The organism is Marinicella litoralis, from assembly GCF_002591915.1.
GTDB lineage: Bacteria > Pseudomonadota > Gammaproteobacteria > Xanthomonadales > Marinicellaceae > Marinicella > Marinicella litoralis.
Map to the genome: position 1 here is coordinate 1,196,952 of NZ_NIHB01000001.1, position 14,752 is coordinate 1,211,703.

The following is a 14,752-nucleotide window of genomic DNA, read 5'->3' on the forward strand; positions in this document are numbered from 1 at the left end:
GCCTGAAATTAAGAGTTCAATCCAGGGTCATTAATTTTGTTAAGTCATCAAACGTATCTATATCAAGCTTTGCGCTTGGACATGCTATAGAAAATACATTGTTTTGATGGTCAGAAATTAATTTTCTGGCACCATGTTTGTCAGGCAAAGACAGTAACTTATTGAAATATTCTTGAGGAAAAATAGCTGGAACACCGTTTATATTTTGGTAGTGTGAGCTGATGATTTGATGTGGCGAGTGGATGGCAGCTGCCACCAAATTCTGATAATGGCTTGGTGGAATCATCGGTTGATCGCACAGGGCAATTAATAGGGCGTCAGATTGGTTTTTAAGACAGTCAACACCGACTTTGATTGAAGACCCCATGCCAGACTGCCATTTTGAATTGATTACTACCTGGCTTTTAGCCTGTGTTGGGATGGCTTGATGGTCATGCCCTAATACCACGACAACATGGTCACAACATTTCAGTAGACTGTGCTCAATCATCTGCAACAAGGTTGCGTTTTTGAATTTTATGGTTTGTTTGTTTTTCCCCAATCGGCTGGAGTTACCTGCTGCGAGGATTAATCCGTTGATTTTCATGTTTGATAGAAATGTTGCTGAAGTTGGGCTGCCACTGAAATCGCGATGTTTTCTGGCATCTGCCCGCCAATGTCTAGACCCACTGGTGATTTCAGCCTTTGCTGGAGCTGGCTTAATGTTAACTGGGCTTTTTGTAGCACTTTGTCCCTTCTTTTTAATGGGCCCAATAATCCCATCCATTGAGTTTTGGTGGCAGCAAAGTATTTCAAATATTCGGCATCTCTTTCCAAATGGTGGCTCATGATAATCACTGCAGCAAAATCGTGGCCAGATAACGTGGCATTCAAGTCATCTGGGTTGACTTGAATGGTTTGGGTATTTAAATGTTGTGTGGTTTGTGTCAAGCGACCGGCTGCATGATCAATCAAAGTCACATGCCATTGTAATAAATGTAAAACATGTAAAACGGGTATCACATCAATGCCGGCACCACAAATCGCAATTTTAGGCGGTGGATGGTAATGTAAAGGGCTTGTTGAGTCTGAGACCGCTTGGTAAAAACCGGCAGTTGATTCAAGCATTTGCTGGTTCTTCAATAAATAATAACTACCGACTGGGTATTGGCTGTTATTTTCAGATTCTATATACAACTGTAGCGAAATTGACTTTCCGGGCAATGGATTGAGTGCACTGAAAGGCAAGTAATCATCTTTTAATAGTTGTAGCACCAGGTGTATGGTGCCATCACAGCCGGCGCCTAAGCCGAAAATGGATTCATCGCTTAAATCATACGTCAATTGACAGGCTTGTTTGGTTTCAAATACGGTCATGGCATGCTCTGCCACATCGGCTTCTAAACAACCACCACTGATCAAGCCATGGGTGGTTCTATCCTGTTCAATCAACATCATGGCACCGGCTTTTTTATAACTTGAACCCACAGTTTTAACCAATGTGGCAAGCACCAATGGCTGACCTTGTTCTTTGTGTTTAAGGTAGATACCCCACAATGGATTGATTTGTTCCAACATAATGATTTTGCATGTCGATTGCTCCCATTATAAGACGTCTTGCTTGGTGAGTGATGTGCCAATATAGACAATTGAATCCGTGACTATTGATACATTACATTTCGTAGATTGGAATTTATAATCATAAGGCACTCATTCAGGACATGTCATGATTACTTTTAAAATTAATGCTCAGGAAGTTAACTTTGATGGAGATCCCCAAACCCCTGCTTTGTGGGTTATTCGCGATGAATTAAAATTAACGGGTACCAAATTTGGATGTGGCATAGGGCAGTGTGGTGCCTGTTCCATTCATTTAAATGGCCAAGTCATCAGATCCTGTGTCACGCCAATTGAATCAGTTGCTGGTCAGAGCATTACGACCATAGAAGGTTTGGCTGAAGACAAGCAATTGACTCCGGTTCAGCAAGCTTGGATAAAACATGATGTACCGCAATGCGGTTATTGTCAGTCCGGTCAAATCATGGCAGCCACTGATTTACTGCATAAAAACCCTAACCCCAGTGATGCTGACATCATACAAGCCATGAGTAATATTTGTCGTTGTGGTACCTATGTCAGAATCAAGAAAGCCATTCATGATGCCGCAGAAATGATGAGCAAAGGGGCACAGTCATGAATTCCAATGAAGTCAAAGTAAATCGCAGAAAGTTTTTAATAACCGGAATGACGGTCTCTGGTGGCTTGGTTTTTGGCTTGCCAACATGGGCCAACTACCAATCTGATACTGCAGAAAACAAGCTGGGTTTTTTCATTGAAGTCAAACCAGATAACACCGTGGTTATTGGCAGTAATCAACCTGAAATTGGACAGGGTATCAGAACCGTTTTACCGATGATGGTTGCTGAAGAGTTGGATTTGAATTGGTCGCAAGTCGAAGTGGTGCAAATGCCATTAGGCATTGTAAAAACAGCGGATGGCTTCACTTGGAAATACGGTGGCCAAGGTGTAGGCGGCAGCACGGGCACCAGTGGCAACTGGAATTTTATGCGTGAAGTGGGTGCCTCGGCCAGACAACAGTTCATTTCAGCTGCAGCCAAAGTTTGGAAAGTCGACCCAGCCAGCTGTCACAGCAATGAAGGCCATGTCATTGGACCCCAAAAAAATCAAAAAGCATCCTATGCCTCATTGATTACAGTGGCATCACAAATACCCCTTGCAACAACCAAGCCCAAATTAAAAGATCCTGCGAACTTCAAGATTTTAGGCAAACCTCACAATGCCGTGGCCGTTGAGGATTTGGTCACTGGAAAGGCAAAGTATGGGATTGATACCTATGTAGATGGCATGAAAATCGCGATGATTAAGCGGTCCCCATATTTAGATGGCACCGTGCGGTCATATGATGACAGTGAAGCATTGAAAATCCTTGGGGTGGTCAAAACCACAGCAATCAAAGGGCCACAGTTGGGTAAGCCCTACAATATTTTGGCCAGTGGTGTGGCGGTGATTGCTGACAACACATGGGCGGCAATGCAGGGTGTGGCCGCTTTAAAAATAGACTGGGACAAAGGGCCGCATCACAAAGAATCAACGGCCTCATTCAAAGCACAGCTGAATGAATTATTACAAAGCAAAGGACAGGTGGTCAGAGATGATGGTGATTTCAAAGCCAAATTTGCTGCTGCTGATAAACAATTGACCAGGCGGTATGACATTCCATTTGTTTCACACGCGCCATTGGAGCCACAAAATTGCTTTGCACATGTGCAAGGAGATAAAGTGCGCATCATTGTGCCCACTCAAATGCCCAGTGGTGCATCGCGGGCAGCTGCAGCAGAAACGGACATTGATCGTTTGGATATCAGCATTGAGATGACCCGAGTGGGTGGTGGCTTTGGGCGTCGATTGAGCAATGATTATGTTTCAGAAGCCTGTATCATATCCAAAGCAACTGGCTTACCGATTAAATTGATGTGGTCGCGAGAAGACGATATAAAACACGATTTTTATCGACCTGCTGGGATTCATGAAATGAATGCAGGGTTGAATAAGCAAGGTGAATTGATCGCGTGGCAACATCGTTTGGCATCGGCCAGTAAGTATTACCGCCGCCCCAATTTGTCAGAAACCGAATATTGGAAGGCAGAACTGTATACCGATGACTATCCAGCAAACCTCATTGCTGATTATCAAGTGGAGTACCATTCGGCGCAATCAGGTATGCCGCGTGGTTCATGGCGGGCCCCAGCACACACAGCCAATGGGTTTGTGATTCAAAGCTTTATTGATGAATTGGCGCATGAAAGTCAGCAAAGCCCGTTGGATTTTCAACTGAAATTGCTTGGAGATTCCAGAGAGATTCCATATGAAAATCATGGTGGACCGACTTTTAATCCAGGAAGATTGGCTGCATTGTTGCAATGGGTTGCGACCAAGATTGCGTTCAAGCAACCAAGACCCAAGGGCAGAGGTGTGGGCATTGCCACACATTTTACTTTTGGTGGTTATGCAGCGCATGCCATTGAAGTCAGTGTTTCACCAGAAGGCGACCTGACCATTCATCGAGTGATTGGGGCAATTGATTGTGGTTTTGCGGTTAACCCTCGTGGGGTAGAGGCACAAATGCAAGGTGGAACCATCGATGCTTTGAGTACAGCCTTAAACTTGGAAATTACAGTCAAAGATGGACAAGTGGTGCAAAGTAATTTCCATGACTATCCTTTGATGAAACAAAATCAAGCCCCAGAAATGATGGAGGTTCATGTGGTCAATCATGGCAATGAGCCTGCTGGAGTGGGTGAAATACCTTTGCCTCCTGTGGCCCCCGCATTAACCAATGCGATTTATGCAGCCACAGGCATCAGAATCAGGCGTTTGCCAATCAAGGATCAGTTGCAGGTGGCAATGAAAAGTCAAACCAAAGCTTAAACGCGAGGATAAGGAAAAGATTGGATAGATTGCAGTCCGTAATAGTTGTTGAGGCCTGAAACGCCTGCACTTTGGGCTCGCTGCAAATCAATGTAGCCTTCAGTGCTTAACAGTTCATCGGCCAACTCCATAATTTCTATAACGCCTATCACCATTTGGGTTTGGTTGATGGCTATGGGTAAGATTTCTGCCAACTTCAATCCAATTTTAATCTGGGCTTGTTCTACGAATGGCGCAGGGAAATGATTGATGATTTGTTCGCTGAATCCGCAGGCGGAAAATTCTGATTGTGCTGCTGGGTATTTTGCAGCCGTTTGGTGAGCCTGTTGCACCATTGAAGTCGGAACATGGTTAATGGTGTAGTGTTTTGTGGTTAAGATGTTTTCTAAGGTGTGTCTGGGTACTTCTTCGCTGGGTCGGGTGATAAAACCCAAGATGGCTGGGTCACTTCCTAAATGAACCACCGAGCTGAAAAGGGCCAAATTGGATTGCTGCTTAAGATTCTGGGTGCCAATCAAATTCGCGGGTTTAATCCCAGTGATTGAATTGATGAGATTCAGTCGCTTGATGCGATCAAACGCTTGCAATTTGTCTTGGGTGATTAACATGTGACTTTTGCCGGATGAAAAATCACATGTTACTGCGTCCTATGTTAGTTTTCTGTCAATTTCAAAAACAGGTGGTTTATTCATGATGCTTAATCATCATTTTGATTTTGATGTTTACTCAGGTTGTTTAAATCCCACTATGGCATCAATTTGCTTGATGGCAATGTTGTGGTAACCAGGTCTGGATTTGATGTAAATATTCATCGCTAAATTATGCAAGTCGGGGTGTTCCATCAAGGCTTCATACAAGGGTTTAATTAATTTAACTCGACCGATACTGGACAAGTAATCAATCAACCTGGCATAGGCTGCTTGGTATTGGTTGTTGATGCTGATTTTCAGCCAGTCATGGGCTATTTCACTGTTTTTTCGTTGAGTCAGTTGAAAGGCATGGTCTAATTCATGCAATTGCTCGGTGTTTAATTGTGGTGGTAGGGCGCGTAAAAAATGCAACCATTCTTGGGTGGTCCACGATGCCGTATTGATTTGCTTGGCCTCAACATCACCGGCCAACCAAGTTTCAACCTGTTGATCAATCACGGTAAATATTTGAGTCGCAGGTGGGGTGAAAAATTCAGGTAAACCAGGTTGATTCAACCAAACATCAACTTGTTTTTCGGTGATTTTATGGGGGAATTGACGCAATAAATTATGCTCGAGGTATGCAACAAAATCTTGGCTGGTTATGCTCTTGAAAGCATATTGTTCAAAATAGCCATTTAAAAATTGATCGAAATCAGGTCTGCCAACTTGTTGTTCCATCCATTCTAAAAAGAAACGTCCTTTGTCATATGCCACTCCACTGAAGTAGTCATCAGGATCACTGGTTTTGCTGGGGTTAATGAGTTTTTGTGCATCTTCACTTAATTCACTCATTTCTTCCACCAAGGACTGATAGATCAAGGTTGATTCCATCAGCATACGATCGGTTCCATATATAGCCTCTATGATTCTGGCTTCAATGTATGAAGTAAATCCTTCATTGAGCCAAGCATCCTGCCACAAAGCATTGGTCACCAAATTACCTGACCATGAATGGGCCAATTCATGGGCAATCAATGAATCCAATGAGCGGTCACCAGCGATGACAGTGGGTGTGATGTGAGACAATTTAGGGTTTTCCATTCCACCAAAAGGGAAACTGGGAGGAAGAATCAACAAATCATATTGTCCCCATCGGTATTTTCCGTACATGGCTTCAGTGGCTGTGATCATGTTTTCGGTCGAGGCAAATTCATAGGCTGCGGCCTGTAGTATTTCCTTTTCTGCATAGATGGTGACGTGCTCACTGATTGTTTGTAACTGCAGGTCGCCGATGGCAATGGCGATCAAATAGGCAGGTATGGGCTGTTGCATGGAAAAAGTATGGATGCCGTCAATGGCTTGTTGGTTGTTGTTATCTGCACTCATGACAACTTTCAGCCCAGCCTTAACCTGAATGTTGGCGTTGTAGGTGACTCTAACAGAGGGTGTGTCTTGTACCGGGATCCAGCTTCTGGCATGTACAGCTTGGGATTGAGAAAATAGAAATGGGTGCTTTTTACCGCTGGTTTTTTCCGCTCCTAACCATTGTAAACCAGAGGCCTGGGGCATGGTTTCATAGCTGATTTTGATGGGTGCGTGGTTGTCAGGTAAGTTGATTATCAATTCTGAGCCCAAGCCTTCTATGGATTGGCCCATGCGCCAAACCAATTTGTGGGTTTTTTTTGCTTCTATGGACTCTACCCGTTTAATTTTTAAATCACGGGTATCCAAAATCAATTGATTCGCTTGTGGTTTGATGACTTTGTAATTGATCGTGACAAAACCATCCATGATCTGCTGTTTAAATTTAACTTTTAAATTTAAATCTAAATGAGTGATTTTGACTTGGTCATGGCGAGAAAATGAAAAAACATCAGGTCGTTGTGGCAGGGTATCCATGGTTTCTGCTGTTTCAAGTGTTGCTTCTGGTTGACTGGGTTTGATTGGGCTTTGGCAGCCGCACAGGAAGAAACAGGTCAAAATAATCAGGCGCATAATTTTCATCACATCATCAAAAAATGATTATGTTAACGCAATCAGTATGAATTACAACCAGAGAAGATCGATAAAGTAAGGAATATATGAATGGCGGAGCGGACGGGACTCGAACCCGCGACCCCCGGCGTGACAGGCCGGTATTCTAACCAACTGAACTACCGCTCCGCAGTGGTGATTCATCTCAATCAAATTGAGAGCGCGCATTCTAATATATATTAAAAATTATGTGTAGTTTTTTTCTCAACAAATTAAAAGCAGCACCCGCTGACAACCTGTTGTATTCGGTGGTAGAATATGCGCCCAATTATTGAGGAGATTCTGTCCTGTTCTGATTCCTCTGTTTGCTCATCAATGTTCAGTCATTTAGAGTGGATTGAAGCGAAACTTACAGGATCTTCTTAAGCACCTTTATTCGACTTAATTGGCCAATTGGCTGGAGATGCAATGACTGAAGAAAATAGACCGTTACCAACCGAGTTTTTCGCCGATTGGAAAGAAAGAGAAGCGCTGGCAGAAGGCATGATCCCATTGATCGGCAGGTTATACCGTCGACGCAATGTGTCATTGTATATGTACGGTAAACGCATGATTAATCAGTCAGTCACTGATTTGATGAAAGCCCATCGTTTTGTGCGTCAAGTTGAAGCCAGTGAATTGAGTGAATACGAAACATTTCCTTTTATCAAAGCCATTTCGGAATTGCCATTAGGTCCTGCGCACATCGATGTGGGTAAAATGGTTTATCGTTATTTCAAGCACAACAGTTATGATGAAATTGAACAATCTGATGTCGATTCTTATGTCAAACAAGAGTTGGCACATTTAATTGATTCAGATGCCAAACCACTCGAAAAACCTCAGGATGTGGTTTTGTATGGTTTTGGCCGAATTGGCCGATTGGTGGCACGCCTGTTGGTTGATAAAACTGGCGGCGGTGATGTGCTTGTGCTTAAAGCCATAGTGATTCGAAAAAGCAGTGCAGATAATGATTTGGAAAAACGGGCCGCGTTGTTGCGCAAAGATTCAGTCCATGGAAAATTCAATGGCACCATTCGCGTTTTACATGAACAAAATAAATTGGTCATCAACGGCAATGAGGTGCAAGTCATCTATGCCAATTCACCCGCTGACATTGATTATACAAGCTACGGAATCAACAATGCTTTGATTGTAGACAACACCGGTGTTTGGAAAGATGAAGCCGGTTTGCGTGGTCACTTAAGACCAGGCGCTGCCAAGGTCTTGTTGACTGCTCCAGCTCAGGGTGATATTCCGAACATTGTGTATGGCATCAATCATGATTTGATTACCCCTGACAAAGAAGTTATTTGTGCGGCTTCATGCACCACCAATGCCATTGTGCCAGTGCTGAAATGTTTGAATGAAGAATATGGTATTCAACATGGACACATTGAAACCGTTCATGCTTATACCAATGACCAAAACCTGATTGATAATTATCACAACAAAGATCGCCGTGGCAGAAGTGCGGCGCTGAATATGGTGTTGACCTCAACGGGTGCTGCCAAAGCAGTGGCCAAAGTATTGCCTGAACTGGCTGGTAAGTTAACTGGTAATGCGATTCGTGTTCCCACCCCCAATGTTTCGATGGCTATACTTAATATCCAATTAGGCAAAGGAACAGACTTAACTCAATTGAACGAATTTTTGCGCAAGAAATCATTGCATTCCAGGTTGCAACAACAAATTGGTTATACAGTTTCTTCAGAGGCTGTATCGACTGATTTTGTTGGCTCAAGACAGGCTTGTGTGATCGATTCACAAGCCACCATTGTGGAAGACAATCATGTGGTGTTGTATTGTTGGTATGACAATGAGTATGGTTATTCATGCCAAGTGGTTCGTTGTTTGGAAAAATTTGCTGGAGTGAATTGGCCAGCCTATCCAAGTAACTGAGCTTAAATTTCTCATAAGGATTCAAAAGGCGGCCAAGTGCTGCCTTTTTTGTGGGCGTCAATAGAGTGACATTTTTTGACACTTTCTAGCAATGGCGTGTTGGTAAAACCATTGGTTGAGATTTTGATTTTTTCAAGTTTGTTGGCGATAGGATTGAAGTGAATTCAGTTTTGTGAACTCAATTTCAACGGCTGCCATTTAATGATTGTTGACAAATCCTTTGTTGTAATCCGGTACCAGTACATTTATTTTAAATGCATTATCAACTTATACAGGAACAACAGATGTCAGGAATTTTCGATTTAATTAAAAACAGTGTGGGCCAACAAGCTGTCGAACAAGTGGCGCAAAAGGTAGGCGGCAACAAGGAAGCCACACAAAGAGCCATTGCAGCAGCCATTCCAATGTTGTTGTCGGCGTTACAAAAAAACACCAAGTCGCGGAGTGGTGCTGAGTCTTTAGCCCATGCACTGGAAAAAGGTCATGACGGTGGTATCTTGGGCAATTTAGACGGCTTATTGGGCCGGTCTGGTCATGAATCCACGGGTGAAAAAATATTGGGTCATGTTTTGGGCAGTCGTCAAAACAATGTTTCCAATCAATTGGGCAAAGCCACTGGATTAGGTGCTGCCGATGTGAATACCATTTTAGCCAACTTGGCCCCCGTTGTTTTAGGTGCTGTGGGTAAAGCCAAGCGTGAAAACAATTTAGGTGTTTCCGGTTTGCAAGACATGTTGAAAAAAGAACGAAAGACCATCAAGAAACAACAACCCAACCTGGGATTTTTAGAAAAAGCATTGGACGGTGATGGTGATGGAGAAGTTGATTTGTCTGATGTGCTCAAGCACGGATCAGGATTACTCAAGGGATTCTTTAAATAAGCAGCAGTTAGATTTCAATATGACCACAATCTGCAACTGTACAGATTGTGGTTTTCCTTGCCAATCAGTGATTTATCATGTAATTTAAAAGGTGTGTGAGGAGTGTCATTAATATGTGTTACACCCTCTGATGTAAGCGTAGTATTCGATTCCCCTTTTGGGAATAAAATGACTTAAAAATATTTAGTGATGCGATGAACAAACAACAAATTTTAAATGAATGTATAGTTATATTTGATAAATACCTTCAAGTGAGTCTTAAGGAGTCAATGAAACTGACTTTGCAGGATTTGTTCAGTAAGGCAGAAGTGGCTGGTTCTAACCAAGAAGAACAAGAGTTATTCAATCTGTACCGTCAATTAAAAATAGGGGCCAAAGATTTTTCAATACAGTTGAGAGAAAAAATCAAAGCCATGCCGGAATTCATTTCGGCTGAAGTGAATAAATCAGACTCTAAAATGTCTTTGTCACTGGTTGAAGATGAAGAGCTGTCAATTTCATTGGCACTGACCCAATTAGATTCTACTTTAGAGGTCATGAGCCACGCTGAGTTGTACACGCTTGAAAAGCGAATGAATGTACTTTTTGGTAACGAGAAAATTGATAAAACCAACATGCCATTTTCTCCGGCATCAATTGTGTGGTTGTTCAGTCATGCCTTTAAGTCGATTGGTTTCGATGTCAAAGTAAAAACCCTGATTATCGATTTCATCATCAAAGAATTTGGTAAAAACATCAATGATGCTTACCACGACATCAATGAAGTATTCATAGCTGCTGGTATTTTACCGAACATTCAGCCTGAAGTGATCAAGCCTAGAAATAAAAAAAGTGAGGCGGTTGATCATGACAACCAAGTCGAGCAATCAGAGTCAGATGATGAACAACAAAATGACGGCAGTGATTCTGGTCAAAGAAACGGCAATACGGGCAGCCAATCCAATAGAAATCACCACCAACAAAGTGGCAGTCATGCCAATGCAGGCCAGAACACACCTCAAGAAAGTTATGGTATAGAAGATAACTCAGGTTACCAACAACGGCAGTATGACCCTGAAAGCAAAAGGTTGGTGGAGTCTATTTTTAATTTATTGTCACCAAGTCATGGTTCAGCTGTTGGGCATCAACAAGGTGGAGGCCAATCAGGTGGTGGTCAATCAGGTGGTGGTCAATCAGGCGGTGGGTCATTCAATAACACCCCCAGTGGTGCACCCGTACAAAACATCCCTGACAATGACTTTGACCAAGCATTGGCTCAAATTGCCAAAGAATCTGGCATTGTAGCCACCAGTAAAAACATCCATAATTTGAAGGAGATGTTGGCGGATCAAGTCAGGAACAACACCGGAAACTTTTACCCTGAGTTGTCTCCGAAACAAAACAAAACCTTAGACCTGATGGGCCTAGTCTATGACGAAATTGAAAACGATGAAACCATAGACACGCACATCAGATCGTCTTTTAATGCCATCAATGTTCCCTTGTTAAGGACGGCGATCAATGATGAGAGCTTTTTTATTGATTCAGGGCATCCAGCCAGAAAATTCATGGAGCTGTTGGTTGAGTCATCGCAAAAGTGGCATGGCACCAATGTCATCAAACAAATCCACCAATACAGTGACACAGCGGCCAAATCCTTTGATGGCACCACATCTTCATTTGTCAAAGCCTTGGATGAATTGTCTGATTATTTAAAGGTAACCAATACCCGAGCAGAAAGGGCTGAACAAAAATGGGTCAGTGCTGCTCAAGGCAAAGAAAAAATGGATGTGACCAAGGCCGAGGTTGAGTCGCATTTAAATGAAATCTTGGAAGGCTGTGATATTAAGTTTGTCAAAGACATCATTCATCATGTCTGGCGAGATTCATTGACCTTGACCCTGTTGAGAGAGGGTAAGGACTCCGAACAATGGGCGAAGAAAATACAGTCGGCAAAAACCATTGCACAAATTGGCAATAAAAATCAATTTATGAACCTAACCGGGCCTGAGAAACTCAGCGCCATGCATCATTTAGACCAAACCATGGATGAGCTCGGTTTTTCAAAAAGAGACCGCATTTCTACCAAAGACAACATCCACACTTGTTTGGGGTGGCAAGAAATTGGGGAGGACGAAGCGAAAAAAGAAGCACCGAAGCTTAAAAAAGTACTGTCTATTGATGAAGCCGTTAAAAGTGAAAAAATAGAAACGGCCAATAAAAAAATTGAAGAAATTCGTGAATTGAATGACGAAGAAAACGCCATGAAAGAACGGGTGGTTAACTTACCGTATGGCACCATGTTCGATTTCATTATCAATCAACAAAACGATGTTTTAAGGCGAAAACTCAGTTGGGTCAGTACGATGAGTGAAAGTGTGTTGTTCGTCGACCTGGTTGGCCGACATCCGCATAAAATGAAACTACAAAGATTGGCGATTGATTTGTGCAGAAAAAACATCATTCGTGTAGAATTGCCAGAAGGTGGTTATTTCAAAAATGCATTGAATAAAATCATCGGAAGGCTAAAGAGTATGGCAGCTTAATCAGAGATATGGAAAAATAAATGACCGAAAAAAGAATAAATAAAAGAGTCAATCCACCAGATGGTTCTATCGTAGTTAACCAAATCAATGGCAAGGTATTGGGTAAAATTATTGATGTGTCTGCGGGAGGTTTTTTGTTGGCCGGAAGGGAAAAGTACAGTGCTGGTATGATCTTTCAGCTGAACTTGATCTTGGAAGTCAATCCGCAAGTGTCTTTGTCAGTGGGTGCAGAATGTATATGGTCTGACCCCCAAACCAGTGGTCTGACATTTGGGGGCTTTCAAATCATTGATATATCAGGGCAAGACAATCAAACCCTCAATGACATCATTGATCAAATAGATCACTGAACTGTTAACATGGCATTGACGTTTACAATGTCTTCTTGTTGTAAAACGCCTGCGGCTCTTTTCAGTCTCAATATATTTAACAGGTAATCGTGTTTGGCTCGTGAATAATCTCTTTGCGCTTGGTATAAGCTTCTTTGTGAATTGAGTACTTCAACGATGTTTCTGGTGCCTACTTCAAACCCTGCTGCTGTGGCTTCCTCGGCGCTTTTTGCTGAGACAACTGCCAGTTGCCTGGCTTGAACAGAGCTCCAGCCTGCTTCAACATTGTGCACTGCATTTCTGACATTCCTCACAGTCGAAAACGTGGTTTGGTCTAAGTTTTCCATGGCGGCTTTGTATTCAAGTCTGGCTTGGCGTGTCAATGAAGAGGTTCTGCCACCAGAGAAAATAGGCACGCTGACATTCAAGGAAATGGAATTTGAATCTCTTTCACTGTCAGGAAATTCTCTTAAGACCACTGTACCATCAGCTTGCGGCTGCAGAAATGAACTGCCTTTGGAATTATTGGTCGATAAGTTGGCTGACAAATCCACGGTTGGAAAGTGGCCAGATTGTTGTTGTTTAACCGTATATTCAGCCAATTCGGCATCGATTTTAGCCACACCCAAATCTGGGTTGTTTGATAAAGCCAAGATTTCCCATGCTTTGATGTCATTTTCTGATAAGTTGACTTGTTCAATGTTATCAGGCAATGAATTTAAGCTGGCATAATAGGTCTGGGTTATTTCATACAGGGCTTCTTTGGTGTCATCTAACAAGTTTTTCGCATTGATCACGCTGGCTCTAGAACCATCGTATTGTGCACGAGCTTCATGTACATCGGTGATGGCAGCCAAACCAACTTCATAGCGTTGTTCTGCTTGATCTAATTGGCGTTGAATGGCCTTTTCTTCAGACTCAGCAAATTTAACAGCATCAATATTGGTTAAGACATCAAAATAACTTTGCGCCAACCTGATTAAAAATTCTTGTTGAGCCACATCGTATTGCGCCATGCCTCTGGCTTTTCGTAAATCAGCTTGACGTAAACCAATGAAGTTGGCATGGTCGTAAACGGATTGATTTAACGACAAGGTCCATCCATCAGATTCAGATTTATCAGGGTTGCTGACGGTACCGTCACTGTAAGTGGTTTTGGAGTCAGACTCAGACTTTGACCAAGAGCCTGATACTTGCGGCAAGAAATTTGCCATGGCTTGTTTTTTGCTTTCAAGTGAAGCTTGCTGATTGTATTGAGCCGCTTTCAGTTGGGGATCTCTTTCAAGTGCTACATTGAGAACGTCAACCAAGTCTTCTGCCACTGCGGTTCCAGCAACTAAGGTGCTTAATAGGAATAATTTTTTCATAATTTTTAGAGTTTAAATGTAGGTTGTTGATCGGCTTTTATAAGTTTGCCAACCATTGTGTCGAAATGTGATGTATAGACTGCAGCCGATTGATACATTCTGGCTTCCATGATGGGTTCGTCACCAATGATGGCAAATACTTGGCCATCAGGATTTAACCAATCAAAGACGGCTGCTGGTACTTCATCTAATGCACCGGTGATGATGACCCGATCGTATTTTTGTTGTGGGTTAAATTGATAAAAATCTGCGGTTTCGCAAGTCACATTTTCGATTTGATTTTCTTTGAGTTTTTGTTTTGCGGTTTGGGTGAAGTCTTCAATGATGTCAATTGAATGGACATAGTTCACCAGTCGGCTGATCAGTGCCGTCACATAGGCACTGCCAGTACCTACTTCCAACACCAGTTGTGAAGGGTTTAAATCCAACGCTTGTAACATGCGACCTTCTACCACAGGTTTCATCATGCTTTGATTGTGACCAATGGGTAGGGCCAAATCTGCGAAAGCCAGTTTACGTTGAGGAACTTGCACAAATTCTTCTCTTTGAACCAATAGCATGGCATTCAAAATGTCTTTGTTGATCACGTCCCAAGAACGCACTTGTTGCGTTACCATATTGTGTCTTGCTTTATCAAAATTCATGTTTTTTAATTCGCCTTTTTTGTTATGATGT

13 protein-coding genes and 1 tRNA gene are annotated in these 14,752 nt (G+C 42.5%); 7 read left to right on the top strand and 7 right to left on the bottom strand.

The genetic code is table 11. From position 1 onward, the window contains the following. Positions 1 to 16: 16 nt before the first annotated feature. A complete protein-coding gene (locus tag CCS90_RS05285; protein WP_099018438.1) occupies positions 17 to 586 on the bottom strand; it encodes a nucleotidyltransferase family protein in 570 nt (189 codons plus the stop codon). Further along, on the bottom strand, positions 583 to 1,557 hold the full coding sequence (locus tag CCS90_RS05290) for an XdhC family protein (protein ID WP_099018439.1): 975 nt from the start codon (positions 1,555 to 1,557) through the stop codon (positions 583 to 585). Before CCS90_RS05290 ends, CCS90_RS05285 begins: the two co-directional genes overlap by 4 nt. Before the next feature lie 148 nt (positions 1,558 to 1,705). Here CCS90_RS05290 and CCS90_RS05295 point away from each other — a divergent pair, with 148 nt between their 5' ends. Next, entirely contained in the window at positions 1,706 to 2,176 is a 471-nt protein-coding gene (locus CCS90_RS05295; RefSeq protein WP_099018440.1) for a (2Fe-2S)-binding protein, read from the top strand. Continuing rightward, positions 2,173 to 4,428: a xanthine dehydrogenase family protein molybdopterin-binding subunit gene (locus tag CCS90_RS05300; RefSeq protein WP_099018441.1), complete on the top strand. Its 2,256-nt coding sequence runs from the start codon at positions 2,173 to 2,175 to the stop codon at positions 4,426 to 4,428. Before CCS90_RS05295 ends, CCS90_RS05300 begins: the two co-directional genes overlap by 4 nt. Here the strand turns inward: CCS90_RS05300 and CCS90_RS05305 are convergent. The 3 genes from CCS90_RS05305 to CCS90_RS05315 all read right to left on the bottom strand — a co-directional run bounded on the left by CCS90_RS05305 (position 4,425) and on the right by CCS90_RS05315 (position 7,223). Continuing rightward, positions 4,425 to 5,036: a flavin reductase family protein gene (locus tag CCS90_RS05305; RefSeq protein WP_099018442.1), complete on the bottom strand. Its 612-nt coding sequence runs from the start codon at positions 5,034 to 5,036 to the stop codon at positions 4,425 to 4,427. The genes CCS90_RS05300 and CCS90_RS05305 overlap by 4 nt on opposite strands. Positions 5,037 to 5,150: 114 nt before the next feature. After that, complete coding sequence (locus CCS90_RS05310) at positions 5,151 to 7,064, bottom strand: M1 family metallopeptidase (protein WP_099018443.1); 1,914 nt, start codon at positions 7,062 to 7,064, stop codon at positions 5,151 to 5,153. A gap of 82 nt (positions 7,065 to 7,146) precedes the next feature. Further along, positions 7,147 to 7,223, bottom strand: a tRNA-Asp gene (locus tag CCS90_RS05315). Between the two features lie 279 nt (positions 7,224 to 7,502). Here CCS90_RS05315 and CCS90_RS05320 point away from each other — a divergent pair. The 5 genes from CCS90_RS05320 (at position 7,503) to CCS90_RS05335 (ending at position 12,731) form a co-directional block, all read left to right on the top strand. After that, complete coding sequence (locus CCS90_RS05320; RefSeq protein WP_099018444.1) at positions 7,503 to 8,975, top strand: glyceraldehyde-3-phosphate dehydrogenase; 1,473 nt, start codon at positions 7,503 to 7,505, stop codon at positions 8,973 to 8,975. 247 nt (positions 8,976 to 9,222) lie between these two features. Next, on the top strand, positions 9,223 to 9,285 hold the full coding sequence (locus CCS90_RS15200; protein WP_371411553.1) for a hypothetical protein: 63 nt from the start codon (positions 9,223 to 9,225) through the stop codon (positions 9,283 to 9,285). Next, positions 9,260 to 9,856, top strand: coding sequence for a DUF937 domain-containing protein (locus tag CCS90_RS05325; protein ID WP_162846817.1), 597 nt, complete (start codon positions 9,260 to 9,262; stop codon positions 9,854 to 9,856). Before CCS90_RS15200 ends, CCS90_RS05325 begins: the two co-directional genes overlap by 26 nt. Before the next feature lie 194 nt (positions 9,857 to 10,050). Next, entirely contained in the window at positions 10,051 to 12,381 is a 2,331-nt protein-coding gene (locus CCS90_RS05330; RefSeq protein WP_099018446.1) for a DUF1631 family protein, read from the top strand. Between the two features lie 20 nt (positions 12,382 to 12,401). Beyond that, positions 12,402 to 12,731, top strand: coding sequence for a PilZ domain-containing protein (locus tag CCS90_RS05335; RefSeq protein WP_099018447.1), 330 nt, complete (start codon positions 12,402 to 12,404; stop codon positions 12,729 to 12,731). Here the strand turns inward: CCS90_RS05335 and CCS90_RS05340 are convergent. Then, on the bottom strand, positions 12,725 to 14,077 hold the full coding sequence (locus tag CCS90_RS05340) for a TolC family outer membrane protein (protein WP_099018448.1): 1,353 nt from the start codon (positions 14,075 to 14,077) through the stop codon (positions 12,725 to 12,727). The genes CCS90_RS05335 and CCS90_RS05340 overlap by 7 nt on opposite strands. A 5-nt stretch (positions 14,078 to 14,082) precedes the next feature. After that, on the bottom strand, positions 14,083 to 14,721 hold the full coding sequence (locus tag CCS90_RS05345; RefSeq protein WP_099018449.1) for a protein-L-isoaspartate O-methyltransferase family protein: 639 nt from the start codon (positions 14,719 to 14,721) through the stop codon (positions 14,083 to 14,085). Positions 14,722 to 14,752: the final 31 nt, after the last annotated feature.

Bases quoted from the DNA above. Each gene is read 5' to 3' on its own strand.
- CCS90_RS05340 (WP_099018448.1), bottom strand. From the start codon at position 14,077: ATGAAAAAATTATTCCTATTAAGCACCTTAGTTGCTGGAACCGCAGTG.
- CCS90_RS05305 (WP_099018442.1), bottom strand. From the start codon at position 5,036: ATGTTAATCACCCAAGACAAATTGCAAGCGTTTGATCGCATCAAGCGA.
- CCS90_RS05345 (WP_099018449.1), bottom strand. From the start codon at position 14,721: ATGAATTTTGATAAAGCAAGACACAATATGGTAACGCAACAAGTGCGT.
- CCS90_RS05335 (WP_099018447.1), top strand. From the start codon at position 12,402: ATGACCGAAAAAAGAATAAATAAAAGAGTCAATCCACCAGATGGTTCT.
- CCS90_RS05330 (WP_099018446.1), top strand. From the start codon at position 10,051: ATGAACAAACAACAAATTTTAAATGAATGTATAGTTATATTTGATAAA.
- CCS90_RS05300 (WP_099018441.1), top strand. From the start codon at position 2,173: ATGAATTCCAATGAAGTCAAAGTAAATCGCAGAAAGTTTTTAATAACC.
- CCS90_RS05285 (WP_099018438.1), bottom strand. From the start codon at position 586: ATGAAAATCAACGGATTAATCCTCGCAGCAGGTAACTCCAGCCGATTG.
- CCS90_RS05325 (WP_162846817.1), top strand. From the start codon at position 9,260: ATGTCAGGAATTTTCGATTTAATTAAAAACAGTGTGGGCCAACAAGCT.
- CCS90_RS05310 (WP_099018443.1), bottom strand. From the start codon at position 7,064: ATGAAAATTATGCGCCTGATTATTTTGACCTGTTTCTTCCTGTGCGGC.
- CCS90_RS05290 (WP_099018439.1), bottom strand. From the start codon at position 1,557: ATGTTGGAACAAATCAATCCATTGTGGGGTATCTACCTTAAACACAAA.
- CCS90_RS05295 (WP_099018440.1), top strand. From the start codon at position 1,706: ATGATTACTTTTAAAATTAATGCTCAGGAAGTTAACTTTGATGGAGAT.
- CCS90_RS05320 (WP_099018444.1), top strand. From the start codon at position 7,503: ATGACTGAAGAAAATAGACCGTTACCAACCGAGTTTTTCGCCGATTGG.